Raw genomic sequence first — 16,320 nt, 5'->3', positions numbered from 1 at the left:
TATCGGATCGCTTATGGAATCGCTTTACCCGCATTTTGCTCAAGTTCTCGGCCGCTACTATCAATCAGGCACTAAGGTTGTCTTGGCGTTTAGCGGAGGAGTGGATTCACGTCTTTTACTCGAATTACTCAGTCGCTATCAACAAGCGCATTCGATAGAGTGCCACGCCGTATATGTGCACCATGGTTTGAGCTCGAATGCCGATGATTGGGCCGATAAATGCTTACTTTGGGCAAAACAAGTGGGGATATCATGCTCGATTGAGCGAGTGAGCTTAGACATCAGCAATGGTGAAAGTATTGAACTTCTTGCTCGTGAAGCTCGCTATCAAGCCTTAACTAAGTACATTCAAGAAGGCGATATACTGTTGACCGGCCAACATGCTGATGATCAACTAGAGACTTTTCTCCTTGCTCTTAAGCGAGGCAGCGGGCCAAAAGGGTTATCTTCGATGGCGGAGAGTATGCCGTTCTCTGGCGGAACCCTAGTTCGACCATTGCTTACTATAAAGCGGAAGAGTATCGAAGACGCGGCTACTAAATTAGGCTTGGAGTGGGTGGAAGACGAAAGCAACCAAGATACTCGTTATGATCGTAACTTTCTTCGTCATTGTGTTATTCCTGAATTGTCTGGTCGCTGGCCGAGTATCCATCAAGCGGTTCAGCGCAGTGCAAGCTTATGTGCTCAACAAGAAGCGCTATTGGATGAACTATTGAGCGCGGTGTTTGAACACGCTTTACAAACGGATCTAAGTTTAAGTATTGAAGAACTGGCTAAGCACAGTGAATTAGCGCGTGCGCGCTTGATTCGTATGTGGCTGGCTAAGCTTAATACTAGTATGCCGACTCAGGTACAACTCAATCTTATCTGGAATGAAGTCGCATTAGCTCAGCAAGATGCCAACCCCAAACTACAACTTAAACAAGGTGAAGTGCGCCGTTTTCGAAATCGTCTCTATTGGGTAACGGAAATCGCTGACGTCACTGAGTGGCAAAGTACGATTCAAGTCGATACCGTTTTATCGCTTCCTGAGCGGCTAGGGGAGCTGACCTTAACGACGAGTTCTAGCAACGCAACGATTGCGCTTCCGAGTCAGCCAGAATTGCTTCGCGTGACCTTTAATCCGGAAGGCTTATCAGCGCATCCAACCACGCGTAATCACAGTCGAAAACTGAAGAAGTTGTTCCAAGAATACAATGTGCCAAGCTGGCTGCGTCGTCAAATTCCGATTTTGATGTATCAAGACCGAGTCGTTGCTGTGGCAGATCTGTTCGTTGATCAGGCGTTTAATGGTCAAGATTGTGAACTTATTTGGCGCAGGTAATGAAAATTCATGCCACAATGTCGATTATAAAATATAAAAATCCTTAAATAATAATTGATTAGGTGAAGCAATGAAGAAAACAATCATGGGCGCAATGGTGGCGCTGACCATGCTCAGTGGGCAGGCTCTAGCAGCGGGAGATGCCACAGCAGGTCAAGCAAAGGCAGGAGTATGCGCTGCGTGTCATGGCGCCGACGGCATTGCTGTCATTCCGGGTTACCCAAACCTGAAAGGGCAAAACGAGCAATACATTATCAGTTCAATTAAAGCCTATAAAAACAAAGAGCGAACAGGTGGTCTTGCTGCCGTTATGCAAGCTCAAGCTTCACTGTTGTCTGATGAAGATATCGCAAATCTAGCGGCTTACTACGCAAGTTTGAAGTAAACGCGAGTCTGAAAAAGCTTGGACGATTGGGCATTGAGCAGTCCTCACTGGGGTTTTATCAACTCACGATATTCGCTATGTTAATTTGCTCAATCTGGATTTTCGCTGGTGGATCAGAGACAAACATTGAATGTTGCGAAACGCTAAACGATAATAAGCGCAATCGATTGAAGCTTAAGGGATGAACATGAAAAAAATTGAAGCGATTATCAAGCCATTTAAATTGGATGATGTTCGAGAAGCGCTAGCTGAAGTTGGCATTACAGGGATGACCGTCTCTGAAGTGAAAGGCTTTGGTCGCCAAAAAGGTCACACCGAGCTTTACCGTGGTGCAGAGTACATGGTGGACTTTCTGCCTAAAGTGAAGCTCGAAATCGTTGTAACGGAAGATGTGGCTGATAAATGCGTAGAGACGATCATTGAAACCGCGCAAACTGGCAAAATTGGTGATGGTAAAATCTTTGTTACTGATGTTGAGCGTGTGGTTCGTATCCGTACTGGTGAAGAAGACGAAGACGCGATCTAAGGTTTCTTGTTACCTGTCTCGTATTTATTATGCTAAAAGGGAGCCAAGTGGCTCCTTTTTTTGTTTTTTTACTTTCAGTGAAATCAAATAACCCGAGGTTGGTTGTTCCAGTTTTAGGGTGCGTATATTCAGGTTTGTCGTATGTTTAAGCGTTTTTTTCTGGCGTTAGTTTTTCTTATTATGGCGGTATTGGTCGGCTTCCAGGTTATTTTCACCGTACCAGATCAGCCGCAAATCATTACTCAAACAGGTTCAGAGCTGACGCAGGATATTAGGTGTATCGAATTTAGCGGCTCAAAAGCTCTGGATCAGGGCGGTGAAATCAATGTACTTGTCTGGAACATCTACAAACAGAACCGGACTAATTGGCAAAGCGCACTCAATGAATTCTCTGCTGATAAGCAGCTGCTGTTATTGCAAGAAGCCAGCATGACACCATCTTTTAAGCAATGGTTGGTGGATGGCAACTGGGTCAGCAACCAAGTGAGTGCCTTTAAGGCGCTGGGCAGCGGTGCGGGTGTGATTAGTATCGCTCAAGGGCAACCAGAAAAAGCTTGTGCTTATACGTCTAAAGAGCCTTGGCTGCGTTTACCCAAGTCTGCACTATACAGCCAATATCAATTAAGCAATGGCGAGAGACTCGCTGTGGTGAATGTACATGCGATTAACTTCACGGTTGGCACGCAAGAGTATGTCTCTCAGTTAACGGCTCTTGAAATGCTTTTAAAGCATCATACAGGGCCGATCCTATTCGCTGGAGACTTCAATAGTTGGAGTGAATCTCGCGTTAATGCGATGCGACAGGCCTTAAAAGCCGCGGACTTGCAAGAAGTGGCGTTCTCGCCTGATCATCGAGTCCAATTTATAACGGGATTACCGCTGGATCATGTATTTTACCGAGGACTGACCCTCAAATACGCGAAAGCGCCGCAGAGCGACGCTTCCGATCATAACCCATTGTTACTGTCATTTACGTTAGATGACTAGCTTAGGTCACTACAATATAAAGCACCCAAATAACGTAGAAGAATACCCATGGCAGGCTTGCAATCACCAAGGCTTGGCCACGTTCAAACTCCGTCCACGTCAGTACAACGCCGTAGCCCAATACAATGTACCAAGGCAGCAGTAGTGGTAGTGAGCTGGCAAAATGCGACCACTCGCTGGTAAGCGGCAGTTTTAATAGACCATTGAGGCTGTTTAAATCTGCTGCGTAAGTCATCACTTTGCCATGCTTGAGTAACAGGCTCGCATAGCTTGCGATATCGCCCAATACTGCTGGGAATAAGATAGCACACGATGCGGCAAACCACTTCCAGTAACCATATTGTTGCTTGCTTGCCTTCGTTGCAAGAAAGAACCAAAGCGCAAGCAACAGTAAGGTGGCAAAGCGGTTGAATACATCATTGATGATCGCACTTGCCATTAGCGTGTTTGGCTCTAATAGCTCAATCTGCTTTGGGTCGATTTGTTGAAACTGCGCGGCTAGTTGGTCACTAAGCCACGTGAAATCGACATTCGAAAAGTAAGCGCCCCAGAATAAAAACGGACTAAGCATCAAGAAGATGAACGGTTGCCATCCCCATCCGCCGCGTTGGTAAAGTGCTAGAAAGCAAGATGTTGGAGAACGAAAAATGTCCAACAGCATCACAAGTGGGTTGCTTGATGGGTTCATACACTTACCTTCGTTACGTCAACGTACAACTTAAGTTTTTGACCTGGTTGTAAGTATTTTTTCTTGTGTAGCGAGTTCCATTTCACGATGTCGTTCGTTTTTACTTTGAACTTGCTTGCAATGCCGCTAATGGTGTCACCGGAGCGAACGTTGTAGAAAACGGTACGAATCACAGCACCTTTGTCTGAGTCCTTCCAAATCACGAGCTTTTGACCAACGCGCAATGGATCTTTAGGGCCCATGCCATTCCATTTTGCTAACGATTTATACGATACTTTATTTTCACGTGCGATTGACCACAAACTCTCTCCAGACTGAACGACATGAGTGAGCTTGAGTTGTCCACGAGCACGTGATTGAGTCTTGCTTAATCGATTTTGTGCCGTTAGTGCGTATTTCGCATCGTCTTTTGTTGACGTCGGAATCAGTAGGTATTGGCCAATACGAATATTGTTATTCGACAGGCCGTTTGCACGTCGAATCACTTTTGTGGTTGTGCCGTATTTATTAGCTAGCACACTTAAAGAGTCACCAGACTTCACCTTGTAGCGAGCGACCTTCATCCCTTTACCACGGTTTTTCTCCACCTTAGTGAGAAAAGTCTCTTTTTTCTCTACCGGAATCAGAAGTTGGTGCGGACCTTCAGGCGCAGTTGACCATTGGTTGTATGCAGGGTTGTAACTTTGTAACTCTTTCACACCAATGCCGGCATAATCTGCAGCAATGGCTAGATCAAGCTGTTCTTTCGGATCGACAAGCGTTAGAACAGGCTTGTTTGGAATCGCAGGAATATTAAGCCCGTACTTGTCTTGGTTTGCGATGACGTCAGCCAAGGCTAGCAGCTTAGGTACGTAACTGCTGGTCTCTTTTGGTAAGTCCAATGAGAAGAAATCGATAGGTTTACCGAGCTTTTTATTCTTACGAATTGCGCTAGAAACACGGCCACCACCACTGTTGTAAGCAGCAATTGCATGCTCCCAGCTACCATCAAAACGCTCGTTTAGTTGTACAAGGTAGTTCAGTGCGGCATCCGTTGCTGCTGCCACATCTCGGCGACCGTCATACCAGTAGTTTTGCTCTAGTCCCATCATCTTTCCGGTGCCAGGGACAAATTGCCACAATCCAGCTGCACTACCGTGTGAGTATGCAAAGGCATCGAATGAGCTTTCCACCACCGGAAGCAAAGCAAGCTCCATTGGAAGTCCACGCTCTTCGATACGTTTTGTGATCATGTATAGAAAAGGAGTCGCACGCTTAGACACCGTGTAAAGGTGATTCGGGTGCTTTAGATACCACGTACGGTAGTAGTCCACTTTCTTATGGTTTGGGATATCCATTTCAAGTTGCATGGCGATACGTTGCCATACATCTTCTTGTTCCTGAGGGGAAAGAACTTTAGGCGCGTCGTTAGCGGATTTTTTTGCTAAAGACGATGTGTTGCCCGGTTGAGCCTTCGCTGCATTTTGTTTTGCAGTCTGCTCAGATTTATTGGTTTCTGGTGTAGAAGACGTTGAGTCTGACTGAGTCAATTGACAGCCAGATAATAACAACGCCAACGCCCAGGTATACTTCAAACGCATGGATTCAGCCTATTTAGGGCCTTTTTATCTTCACCTGCCTGTCGCGCAACACAATGTGCGTGGCAGTCGCAAGATAATAGACATCTTTTAAACACTAACTAATTAATAGAGGCAAAGAGCTTCTAAATTATGCAATGGGGAGAAATTCAAATAGATTTATATCAACCCCAAACGTAAGAGAAGCGCCAGTGGCGCTTCTCGAAAAATCAGCCCCTGATAATACTGGGGTCTTGCAAACTTACAAGCAGAAAATGGTTAAAATTCGTTCTTCCACTCACGCAAAGCAGTAAAAACCGAGCATGGATCGCTATTTTTAATGCGACTAGCAACAGATTGAACCACGTCAGGGTTGGTGGTTCGCAAGAACGGATTAATCCACTTTTCTTTGCGTATTGTTGTTGGAAGTGTCGGAATGTTTAGGGCTCGCAGTCGGTTTACATCATCGCGATATTGACGTAGCTGCTCATTATCAGGCTCAACCGCTAAAGCAAACGCCACGTTACTCGCGGTGTATTCATGCGCGCAGAAGACTTGAGTTTCTTCTGGTAGAGACGTTAGCTTGTTTAGTGACTCAAACATTTGCTCTGGCGTACCCTCAAAAATACGACCGCAGCCTGCGGAAAACAACACGTCACCACAAAACAGTTTTCCGTCTCCAACGTAACCGATATGACCTAAGGTATGGCCTGGTAAACCTAGCACTAAAAAGATTTCGCCAAATAACTCCAGTTTGTCGCCTTCTTCCATGGGGGTGGTTAGGGTTGGAATTGGCTCAGATTTCGGGCCCACAACGGCGACTTCAGGAAAGGCACGCACTAAGTCTGGAACGCCACCAATGTGATCGTTGTGGTGGTGCGTAATTAAAATCGCTTCTAAAGTTAATTCGTTAGCCTGCAAGTATTCTAGCACTGGCTTCGCATCGCCCGGATCAACGACTGCGCAACGCTTATCGCTATTTTGTATCAGCCAGATGTAATTATCATTAAATGCGGGTATGCTTTTGATCTCTAACACGATTCGTTCTCCGTCACCCATTTTAGTCAGGTGGTTAATGAAACCAGCACTCAGCAACAAAACTATACCACACCCGTCGACTTGGTCAGCAATGAACAACGGTCCGTGGGTGCTTGAGTCAATCCAGACCCGACTTGATGAATGGTGTCCGAAACTCTTCGGTTACCATATGCTCAAACTGGGCGGGTTGAGCTGTGAGCTAACCAGCTGTAATTGTAACATTCAACACCAAGTCAACGTAGATATCCAGAACCCGTTGCATAATGTGATTGCAGATGGTTACGAATTGCCCTTTTTAGAAAAAAGCTTTGATGTTGTGATACTCGCTCATCAGCTCGACTATGCAAGCGATCCACACCGTTTGCTACGGGAAGTCGATAGAGTGATGATGGATGATGGTTATTTGATAATCACTGGATTTAACCCACTAAGTTTGACTGGATTAGCGAGTTTGCTTCCATGGCGTAAACATAATTTGCCTTGGAGTGGACGAATGTTTACGTCGAACCGCATCAACGACTGGTTAGGGTTACTTAATTATCAAGTGATTCATTGCGACCGTTACGCACTGTTTCCGATGAAGCGCTACCGCACGATGTGGACATGGTTGGAAAACAGTCTCGGTGATTGGGCGTCACCTGCAGGGAGTTTGTATTACATTGTGGCACGGAAACGAACATACCCTCTCAAGCCTATCAAACCGCATTGGCGTTTGAAGAAAAAGCTCACACCACTAGGGGTGATGAATCGAGAGGGTAACACTATGAGGAAAGAATCTCGTTAAGAGGGTTGGTAACCAGTATCTTCCTCGGTTGGGTTTTCTGCGGCGGTACGGGCTAGCTCATCACAAATTTCATTCTCACGATGACCAGCGTGGCCTTTTACCCAGTGCCATTCAACTTGATGGCGTGCAGTTTCTTTGTCTAGAGCTTGCCATAGATCGGCATTCTTCACGGATTTCTTATCCGCAGTTTTCCAACCACGCTTCTTCCAGTTATGGATCCACTGAGTAATACCTTGGCGCACATATTGGCTGTCAGTCGTTAAAGTGACTTTGCAAGGTTGTTTTAACGTCTGCAGCGCGACGACAGCCGCCAACATTTCCATGCGGTTGTTGGTGGTTAGCGTGTAGCCTTTGGAAAGCGTCTTTTCTACGTCTTTGTAACGCAATACAATGCCGTAACCACCTGGTCCTGGGTTACCTAAACAAGAACCGTCAGTGAAAATCTCAACGTGTTTGGTCATATTTTTTGGTACTATTAGCCGAAACATTTAATAAAGCATAGTCTGACATACATAACCTTATGAATACCAGCAGCAATTCTGAATATAACCGCATTGTCGTTCTCGATACCGAAACCACAGGTATGAACCGCGAGGGTGGTCCTCACTACATGGGACACCGCATTATTGAAATCGGTGCCGTGGAGATCATCAACCGTAAGCTGACTGGTCGTCACTTCCACGTTTATTTAAAACCCGATCGTGAAATCCAACCAGAAGCGGTTGAAGTTCACGGTATCACGGATGAATTCTTGGTTGATAAACCAGAATACGCGAGCGTGCACCAAGAGTTTCTTGAGTTTATTAAAGGTGCCGAACTTGTTGCCCATAACGCGCCCTTCGATACGGGCTTTATGGATTACGAGTTTGGCATGCTCGATCCTAACATCGGCAAAACGGACGACTACTGCAAGGTGACCGATACCCTTGCTATGGCGAAGAAAATCTTCCCTGGCAAGCGAAACAACCTTGATATCTTATGTGAACGCTACGGTATTGATAACTCGCACCGTACACTCCACGGAGCTTTGCTCGATGCGGAGATTCTAGCCGATGTTTACCTCTTTATGACGGGTGGTCAAACGAGTCTAGAGTTTAACGCGAATAAACAAGAGGGTGGGGTAGAAACCATTCGCCGTATTGAAGGAAGAAAAGCGCTAAAGGTTTTGCGCGCAAGTGCCGATGAACTAGAAGCTCACCAAAAAAGATTAGAGTTGGTGAACGACTGTATTTGGCATCAATAGGAGAAGCTATGCTGAGGGCTTTGTTGGTCGCGTTTTTAGCGATATGGAGTAGTCTCTCGAGTGCATCGAGTGAATCTGCTATGTCTTTGTTAGACAATCGCTTTCGAGTGGATCCAACCATCGAGCAGATCACTTTTTTAGTTTATCGTGAGCAAAGTTCTCAGCCAGTTGTTTTAGTCCGCCCTGACGGTAAAAAGTACTATGCCTGGGACGCCTACGACAATGTACGTTGGTACCAAGAAGCCTCACTCGATATTATCTCCGTTGACAACCCTATGCCAGGCCCATGGCAGGCTGTGGGGAAAGTCACTCCTAAAAATAACATCCGCTTAATTTCTCACTTAAAGCTCAGCACGGATGTGTTCCCAAACCGATTATATAATGGGGAAGCGCTTAAGTTTACAGCTCGCCTAACCTCCGACGACAAACCTCTTGTACTGCGCGACTTCCTTGACCGCGTGAATTTGCGCGTGACATTTACCAAGTTTGTCGAAAATGAAGATGAGTTGATCAAAGAAGCACGTCCAGTGCCGATGGTTGTGGGTGAGTTTGCTGATGATGGCCGCGGCTTGGATGAAAAAGCAGGGGATGGTGTGTTCACTGTCCAACTACCAATAGACGTTGAGCCCGGTAAGTACCGTGCGCGAATCACCTCTGGTAATGGCGTATTCTTACGAGCGCAAGAGCAAGTCATCTTGGTTTATCCGAACCCCATTTCTCGTACTTTTATTCAGGCGCGCAATCCTGACAAACCACACCAATTGGTGGTGAGTGGTGAGCAAGGTATGATCGCGCCAGGCTCAATCGCAGTCACGGTGGAACAAGATGCACCCGATGGCTTTGTTAGCTACAGCCAAGGCCAGGTTTCTAAAGATGGAATGAGAACCACGCTGAACCTCAATAACGACGCTGAGCTTGGTAAATACGCATGGCGCGGCGAGATCTTTGCCACTGATTTTGCGACGCAACGTCCACTGGTGTTTCCTATTCCAGAGCAAACTTTCAGTGTTGTTGATGACGTTGATCTAGAAGCCGCTCGAATTGCAAAAGAAGCTGAATTAGCCGAGCAGCGCCGTATTGAAATGGAAAAGCAAATTATCGCTGAGCGGGAGGCTGAGCGTAAGCGCAGCATGATTATTATCGCGGTGGGTAATGTGATAATGCTGCTGATTGTGATCATTGCATGGATAGTCTGGCGCAAAATTAAAGTGAAGCGCGATGCCATGCCAGAGATGCAGTTAGAAGTGCCAAAGAAATAGTAGTAACACATAAACCTAGAAACGGAGCCAATCGGCTCCGTTTTTTTTCAGTTTAAGTTTGAGACAGAATTTGATGTTTCTAATGATCATTAATCATTTTATTTTAAAGTAACACCATGATTTAACGTTGATTAATCATAATAAAGCTCGCATGATACTCTTTACGTTTCGACTTGATTTTAGTGCGTATCGACGGAGTGAGTTATGACAATTGGAGCGTTAGAACTAGAGCATTTACCACGACAAAAGGCCTTGGTTGAGTCTGCTTATGATGCCTTTTATTCTGAAAAAGACGTTGTTGCTGCGGTATTGCTTGGTTCATTGTCATCAGGAAAAGGTGACCGTATTTCGGACGCTGATGTTGTTGTCTTTACTCAAAACAACTTCCATAAAGCCTCAGAGCCTTGCTTTACCCACTTTGAAGCAAATAAAGACATTTTTTATCGTCTTGAGGGAGAGCACAACGAAAATGCGTGCTTCAAAAAATATATTTTTAATGACCTAACCAGTGCGGAGATTCATTGTTTAGATATCTGTGAGCCTTTCAAACTTTCTAAGCCATTTAAGGTTTTATTTGATAAAGCTGATGTGACTGCTGGCATGGTTACTGATGAACCTGCGCCAAAACATGAAGATTTCCCAGTTTATACCAGTGGTGATCAAGGCCTGATTTGGGAACTCTTTGATTGTATTAAGTGGTTGAGCAGAGATAACCATGATCTTGCAAAGTCCTACTTGAAAAAACTCTCTGAGAAACTCTAATTTGAGAGTTATCCCCGTTCCTCCCACTCAAGTTAGTTAGGCGGTTAGGTTATGAAATACAAAAAGCGTCAGAAGTACAAATACACTCTCCATTCTGAAGAAAAGATTGAGACTCACATTTCAGTGAGTAACGCGTATGACAGCCCTTTTCTTAGTTTATCCAAACAAGGCGTGTTAACGATTAAAAAGGGCTATGCATGGGATGGAGCGAGTGGGCCAGCGTTAGACACAAAAAACATTATGAAAGCTTCTTTAGTGCATGATGCTCTTTACCAACTCGGAGGGAAGAGGTGTTGCCACAAAGTGCTCGAAAGCATGCGGATATGTTGCTGAGAGAAACATGTTTAGAAAAAGGAATGTCTAGCTTCAGAGCGACTTATATCTATGGCGTCAGAGTTGTCGGTGGCTTCTTTTCCAGACCCGACACTTTGTGTGCTTAATGGGAACATCTTTCCAATTTTAACTGTTTATTCATACAGTTTGGTTATGTAAGCTCCAAGGTGATACAAAGGAGTCGTACATAATGACAATAATATATGAAGAGCACGTGCCAAGCCCGAAAGAATACTGTGATATGCGCGTCAAAGCCGGGCTATCACCCAAATCGTTGAAAGCTGCTGAAATTGGTCTACCCAATTCGTTATATGGTGTATCTGTTCGGGATGAGGGAAAGCTCATTGCAATGGGTCGGGTTGTTGGTGACGGGGCGTGTAACTTCGAAATTGTCGACGTTGCCGTTGATTCTGATTATCAAGGTAACGGTTTAGGTAGAAAAGTCATGGAATACATTGACGGTTATCTTTCTTCTGTTGCACTTGAAGGCTCTTACGTTTCTATGATTGCTGATGAACCGGTCTTTTACGAAAAGCTTGGTTATAGGCTGGTGGCTCCTAAAAGCCAAGGGATGACAAAAAAGTTTAAGCCGAAGGCGTAACACGTATTCAGCTGTGCAAATAAGCAATAGAAAACAGGAGTTTAATTTCCTGTTTTCTATATTAAACTTCTACTTAAGCCACTTCTGGAATTGGTTTGGGTGGCTGCTCTAAATCAGGCTCTTTTTGAACAGTAGGAATTTGTCCCTCACCCACAGCACTGATGTAACAGCCACTAAGTTTAATGGCAAGGTACATATCGGCTCGCAGTAAGATGCCTCCTTCACTGGTGCTGATACCAGTAAGCTCACACCATTGACGTAAGCGTCGTTTCCTTCCTGCGAGGATTAAGCGTACGCCTCTCTTTTTTAAAGTATTGTGAATATCTGACAGTGTTGCCATCACACTGAGATCTAAGTGAGTAAAGCTCGATACGGCGTCGATGACAACGCAACTTGCGTCTTTGTGATGTTCTACTTGCTCTAACACTCGGCGTTTAAAGTAAGGTGCGTTGAAGTAAGTCAGCGGCGAGTTAAAGCGGTAAATCACCATTCCAGGAATAGGCGAAGCTTTTCCTGAGTCGTCGATGGTCCGAATGGTGCCTTTTTCATCCAAGCCAAGTAGCTGATCACTCGGTCGCATGACAATACGTAAAAATTGAAATAGCCCTAGCAGTACCGCTAAAGTGATCCCTGGTATTACGCCTACGATCAAAACAGAAATAAAAGTGATGATTGCTAGATAGAACGCATCTTTGTCACGAGATTTTAATTTCCAAATGGCTTTGAGATCGAGCAGAGACAAGGATGCGATGATCAACACGACACCAAGTGATGCGATGGGAATAAACTGTAAAGGCTCATAAATAAATACTGCAATAATGGCAATGGTGATTGCGGCAACAATCGAAACTAATTGAGATTTACCGCCATTTGCATCATTTACCGCTGTGCGTGAGTCAGCTCCGCTTATCGCGAAACCTTGCGAAAACGCTGAGGCAATGTTGGCAAAGCCCAACGCCTGAAACTCTTTATTTGCATCAATATCATAACCGTTTTTAGCGGCGAAACTGCGCGCGGTGAGCATCATGCTAACAAAGCTGACAATCGCAAGGTTGAGCGCCGGGACCACTAGCTCACGAACTTCACCTAGCTCAAACTCCGGCGTTTGAAACTGAGGGAAACCACCTTGAGTGAGCCCAACCACGGATACGCCCATCTCTTGTAAATGGAAAAACCAAACTGACGCGGTAGTCACGAGTATCGCCAGCATGGCAGCAGGCCACGTTGGTCGGTAGCGTTTGGTGAGTAAATAAACGACAACCGTCACGATACTCAGAGTTACGGTAGGCCAATGAAGCTCGGTTAATCGTTGTGGAGCCTCCCATAAGCGTTCCAGCAAATAACGTTGTTCGTATTTCAAACCGACCACTTTGGCAAACTGACCAACGATAATTGTGAGAGCGACACCGTTGAGTAGACCCAAAAGAATCGGGCGAGAAAGGAAGTCTGCAAACACCCCTAACTTGAAACGACTGGCCAGTACACACCAAATACCAGTCATCGCTGTCATGGTCATGACTAACTGCCAATGTTTTGTAGGATCACCCGCGGCAAGCGGCGTAACAACGGCGGCAATCACTGCACAGGTTGCTGCATCAGGTCCGACAATGAGTTGTCGAGATGTGCCCATCATGGCGTATACCAACATTGGCAGTACACACGAGTACAGACCGACAATTGCAGATACACCGGTTAGCTGTGCATAAGCTATGGCAACTGGCAGGGCAACCGCGACAACAGAAAAGGCGGCTCTAAAGTCGTTAACAAACCATTCTTTTTGATAATGCTTAAGCTGAACAAGCCCAGGGAACCACTGTGCGAATAATATTTTAGCCAACGGATTTACCATATATGTGAGTGAGTTACTTAAAAGTATACACCGCTTGCTTGGAACGTCTGTGAGTTAGTTATCACTGGAAATCGGGGGGAAGGGTCGGAGTGCGTGGATTTTATTGCGCTTGCGCAGAGGTTCTTCGTGGTGTGAGGTGTTATGAACGCTATTCTGGTAGCAATAAAAAACGGGAGTTGTCACTCCCGTTGTATGGTTTCAGATTAGAGAGTTAAGCAACGCTATCCATCTGAGGGTATAGCGGCTTTGCGGCTAGCAATTCCGGCTCAAAGTCATCAACGTTGATTGTATCCAGACGATGCTGTTCCGCTTCTCTTAGTAGGTCGGCTTCTTCTTGCGTGATAAAGCCTTGCTCTAGCCCTTCCTGAGCAATCATATCCAAACGTAGGAATGGACGACGTTTGCCTTGCGCTTTACATACTTTGTCGAACACTGGCTCAGCTTGAAGAATGACTGACAGGGCAAGCTCAATCTTACCTGCTGCGTTGTGCTCGGTTGGTTCAAGGTACTGACCGCGACCAATGCGTGAGCGCGTTGCACTAGGCGTTTGTAGAATGCGCGCCACTTTGCTGTCTAGTTTATCGCTTGGCGCTTTGCGTACACGACCGAATGGCATGATTAACACGCGCAGTGCACGACCAATCACTTTGTTCGGGAAGTTTGCTAAGAATTCGTCTACCGCCACTTCCGCTTGTTTCAAACTGTCTTGTAGACCCCAGTGTACTAATGGTAAATCTTCGACTGGGCGGCCATCTTGCTCAAAACGTTTCAACGCCGCAGAGCTTAAATATAGCTGGCTTAGAATGTCACCAAGACGCGCTGATAGACGCTCTTTACGCTTCAAAGAGCCACCTAGCACTGCCATTGAGATATCCGATAGCAGAGCAAGGTTTGCACTGTAACGGTTCAATTGTTGGTAGTAACGCTTGGTTGCATCTTTGGTTGGTGATGAAGAACCTAAACCGTCGCTCAAACCAAACCAGATACTGCGTACGAGGTTACTCATGGTAAAGCTCACGTGACCCGCAAGCGCTTTATCGAACTTCTCAACTGCATCGCCAGCGTCAGAATATGCTGCGTTCATTTCTTCAAGAACGTAAGGGTGACAACGAATCGCACCTTGACCAAAGATGATCATTGAGCGTGTTAAAATGTTTGCACCCTCAACCGTTACCGCGATTGGCGCACCTTGGTAACCACGCGCTAGGAAGTTAGAAGGTCCCATACAGATACCTTTACCGCCTACGATGTCCATTGCGTCGATGATGCTTTGTTGTCCACGGTGCGTACAGTGGTACTTCACGATAGCTGAGATTACTGATGGCTTTTCACCTAAGTCGATACCTGCCACGGTTAAGTTGCTTGCTGCATCCATCACGTAAGCATTACCACCAAGACGTGCCAATGGCTCTTCTACGCCTTCCATGTGACCGATAGGTTGTTTGAACTGGCGACGAATGCGTGAGTAAGCGCCCGTTGCCATTGCCGCAGTTTTGATGCCACCTGTTGAGTTTGAAGGTAGCGTGATACCACGACCAACCGATAGACACTCAACCAGCATACGCCAACCTTGGCCCGCCATTTTTTCACCACCGATAATGAAATCGATAGGAACAAAGATGTCTTTACCGCGCGTTGGACCATTTTGGAATGGCACATTGAGCGGGAAGTGTCGGTTACCAATCTCAACACCTTTGACATCAGTTGGGATAAGCGCACAAGTGATGCCAAGATCTTCTTTGTCGCCTAGCAAACCTTCAGGATCGCGAAGTTTAAATGCTAAGCCTAGTACCGTTGCGACTGGCGCTAGAGTGATGTAGCGCTTGTTCCAAGTCAGGCGCATACCCAGTACTTCTTTTCCTTCCCATTCGCCTTTACAAACCACACCGTAATCTGGAATAGAGCCAGCGTCAGAGCCTGCTTCTGGACTCGTTAAGGCGAAACAAGGGATTTCCTTACCTTCAGCTAGGCGCGGTAAGTAATGATTTTTCTGATCTTCAGTACCGTAGTGTTGCAGTAGCTCACCAGGGCCCAAAGAGTTAGGAACACCAACGGTAGACGATAGAACGCCAGAAACACCCGTTAGTTTTTGTAGTACTAGTGATTGAGCGTATGCTGAGAACTCAAGACCACCGTACTTTTTCTTAATGATCATGGCGAAGAATTTGTGATCTTTCAGGTATTGCCATACTTCTGGCGGTAAGTCTGCGAGTTCGTGAGTCACTTGGAAATCGCTCACCATGGCACACACTTCATTCACTGGACCGTCTAAAAAGGCTTGTTCTTCTGCACTTAATTTAGGTGCTTGAATTGCGTGAAGCTTTTGCCACTCTGGTTTGCCTTTAAATAGCTCGGCTTCCCACCAGACGGTACCTGCGTCTAACGCTTCTTTTTCGGTTTGAGACATAGCTGGCAGCACTTTCTTGAAAAGCGTTAATGCTTTGCGGCTTATCAAAGACTGACGTACGCCAGGAACCGCGAATACAGCGGCAGCAAGAACGTAAATAGCCCAACCAGTAACGCCAACCGCGCCTATTACTGTGAGCGCTAACATAGCCGCTGTGAGTAAACTAATAGATTTCACGAGAGACATGCGGTGGTAGAGCGTAATGCCTAGCACGACCGTCATCGTGATGATTGAGAGCAAGATGTCCATATGTATTTTCCTTTTCAGACTTTATAAGTGTTGTACGTCTGTATGTTAGGTAAGAGGTCTAACCAGTTGGTTTAAGTGTAATCAAAATATTAAGGAAATGTAAAACATAAGATTGGATAAAAAGTGATCTAAGTAGAGTTAAAGTTCTAAAGTTGCGATTTGAGTGATGGTTTCATGAGCAAGTTGACAAGTTTATTACCATCACCAATCTAAATCTGTTGGTTCACTATCGACACTAATTCTCGTTTGTGGGTAAACTCAGAGTAATCAAACCCGAGTTCAGGTTTATGAAATGTCCGATACCAAATTGGTATCAGAACAATTTGCTC

15 protein-coding genes are annotated in these 16,320 nt (G+C 45.6%); 9 read left to right on the top strand and 6 right to left on the bottom strand.

Going from position 1 to position 16,320, the window contains the following annotated elements; genetic code table 11:
* The first annotated feature begins 13 nt into the window (after nt 1–13).
* From tilS to F7Y48_RS06680, 4 genes are all read left to right on the top strand, one after another.
* A complete protein-coding gene (gene tilS / locus F7Y48_RS06695) occupies nt 14–1,324 on the top strand; it encodes a tRNA lysidine(34) synthetase TilS (protein ID WP_164666268.1) in 1,311 nt (436 codons plus the stop codon).
* A 70-nt stretch (nt 1,325–1,394) separates the two neighbouring features.
* Nucleotides 1,395–1,709, top strand: a complete 315-nt coding sequence (locus tag F7Y48_RS06690) for a c-type cytochrome (protein ID WP_012841507.1) — start codon at nt 1,395–1,397, stop codon at nt 1,707–1,709.
* 187 nt (nt 1,710–1,896) lie between these two features.
* Nucleotides 1,897–2,235, top strand: coding sequence for a nitrogen regulatory protein P-II (gene glnB, locus F7Y48_RS06685; RefSeq protein WP_005436810.1), 339 nt, complete (start codon nt 1,897–1,899; stop codon nt 2,233–2,235).
* 141 nt (nt 2,236–2,376) lie between these two features.
* Entirely contained in the window at nt 2,377–3,222 is an 846-nt protein-coding gene (locus F7Y48_RS06680) for an endonuclease/exonuclease/phosphatase family protein (protein WP_316682651.1), read from the top strand.
* A gap of 1 nt (nt 3,223) precedes the next feature.
* On the opposite strand, the gene F7Y48_RS06675 is transcribed toward F7Y48_RS06680, so the two are convergent.
* From F7Y48_RS06675 to gloB, 3 genes are all read right to left on the bottom strand, one after another.
* Nucleotides 3,224–3,910 carry a YIP1 family protein gene (locus F7Y48_RS06675; RefSeq protein WP_316682649.1) on the bottom strand — a complete coding sequence of 229 codons (687 nt, stop codon included), beginning with the start codon at nt 3,908–3,910 and terminating at the stop codon, nt 3,224–3,226.
* Complete coding sequence (locus tag F7Y48_RS06670; RefSeq protein WP_316682646.1) at nt 3,907–5,490, bottom strand: LysM peptidoglycan-binding domain-containing protein; 1,584 nt, start codon at nt 5,488–5,490, stop codon at nt 3,907–3,909. Before F7Y48_RS06670 ends, F7Y48_RS06675 begins: the two co-directional genes overlap by 4 nt.
* Nucleotides 5,491–5,745: 255 nt before the next feature.
* On the bottom strand, nt 5,746–6,504 hold the full coding sequence (gene gloB, locus F7Y48_RS06665) for a hydroxyacylglutathione hydrolase (RefSeq protein ID WP_006741673.1): 759 nt from the start codon (nt 6,502–6,504) through the stop codon (nt 5,746–5,748).
* A gap of 37 nt (nt 6,505–6,541) precedes the next feature.
* Between gloB and F7Y48_RS06660 the strand changes: the two genes are divergently transcribed.
* A complete protein-coding gene (locus F7Y48_RS06660; RefSeq protein ID WP_012841508.1) occupies nt 6,542–7,288 on the top strand; it encodes a class I SAM-dependent methyltransferase in 747 nt (248 codons plus the stop codon).
* Here F7Y48_RS06660 and rnhA read toward each other — a convergent pair.
* The gene (gene rnhA / locus F7Y48_RS06655; protein WP_258506801.1) at nt 7,285–7,749 is read right to left on the bottom strand and encodes a ribonuclease HI; all 465 of its coding nucleotides are present in this window, start codon (nt 7,747–7,749) and stop codon (nt 7,285–7,287) included. The two genes, F7Y48_RS06660 and rnhA, sit on opposite strands and share 4 nt — an antisense overlap.
* Nucleotides 7,750–7,808: 59 nt before the next feature.
* Between rnhA and dnaQ the strand changes: the two genes are divergently transcribed.
* From dnaQ to F7Y48_RS06635, 4 genes are all read left to right on the top strand, one after another.
* Nucleotides 7,809–8,531 carry a DNA polymerase III subunit epsilon gene (gene dnaQ, locus F7Y48_RS06650; protein ID WP_005380385.1) on the top strand — a complete coding sequence of 241 codons (723 nt, stop codon included), beginning with the start codon at nt 7,809–7,811 and terminating at the stop codon, nt 8,529–8,531.
* A gap of 8 nt (nt 8,532–8,539) precedes the next feature.
* Nucleotides 8,540–9,790, top strand: coding sequence for a TIGR03503 family protein (locus F7Y48_RS06645; protein WP_258506800.1), 1,251 nt, complete (start codon nt 8,540–8,542; stop codon nt 9,788–9,790).
* 204 nt (nt 9,791–9,994) lie between these two features.
* A complete protein-coding gene (locus F7Y48_RS06640; protein ID WP_203347016.1) occupies nt 9,995–10,552 on the top strand; it encodes a hypothetical protein in 558 nt (185 codons plus the stop codon).
* 523 nt (nt 10,553–11,075) lie between these two features.
* On the top strand, nt 11,076–11,486 hold the full coding sequence (locus F7Y48_RS06635; RefSeq protein WP_316682639.1) for a GNAT family N-acetyltransferase: 411 nt from the start codon (nt 11,076–11,078) through the stop codon (nt 11,484–11,486).
* Nucleotides 11,487–11,559: 73 nt separating this feature from the next.
* Here the strand turns inward: F7Y48_RS06635 and F7Y48_RS06630 are convergent, their stop codons facing one another.
* Together F7Y48_RS06630 and fadE are read right to left on the bottom strand one after the other, a co-directional pair.
* The gene (locus tag F7Y48_RS06630; protein ID WP_006741676.1) at nt 11,560–13,335 is read right to left on the bottom strand and encodes a SulP family inorganic anion transporter; all 1,776 of its coding nucleotides are present in this window, start codon (nt 13,333–13,335) and stop codon (nt 11,560–11,562) included.
* 211 nt (nt 13,336–13,546) lie between these two features.
* Entirely contained in the window at nt 13,547–15,991 is a 2,445-nt protein-coding gene (gene fadE / locus F7Y48_RS06625) for an acyl-CoA dehydrogenase FadE (protein WP_316682637.1), read from the bottom strand.
* Between the last annotated feature and the right edge of the window lie 329 nt (nt 15,992–16,320).

It is taken from the genome of Vibrio sp. 2-1-2a (genome assembly GCF_032648565.1).
Classification (GTDB): domain Bacteria; phylum Pseudomonadota; class Gammaproteobacteria; order Enterobacterales; family Vibrionaceae; genus Vibrio; species Vibrio diabolicus.
Note: the sequence above shows the minus strand (reverse complement) of the source record. Positions and strands in the feature narration are given on the sequence as shown.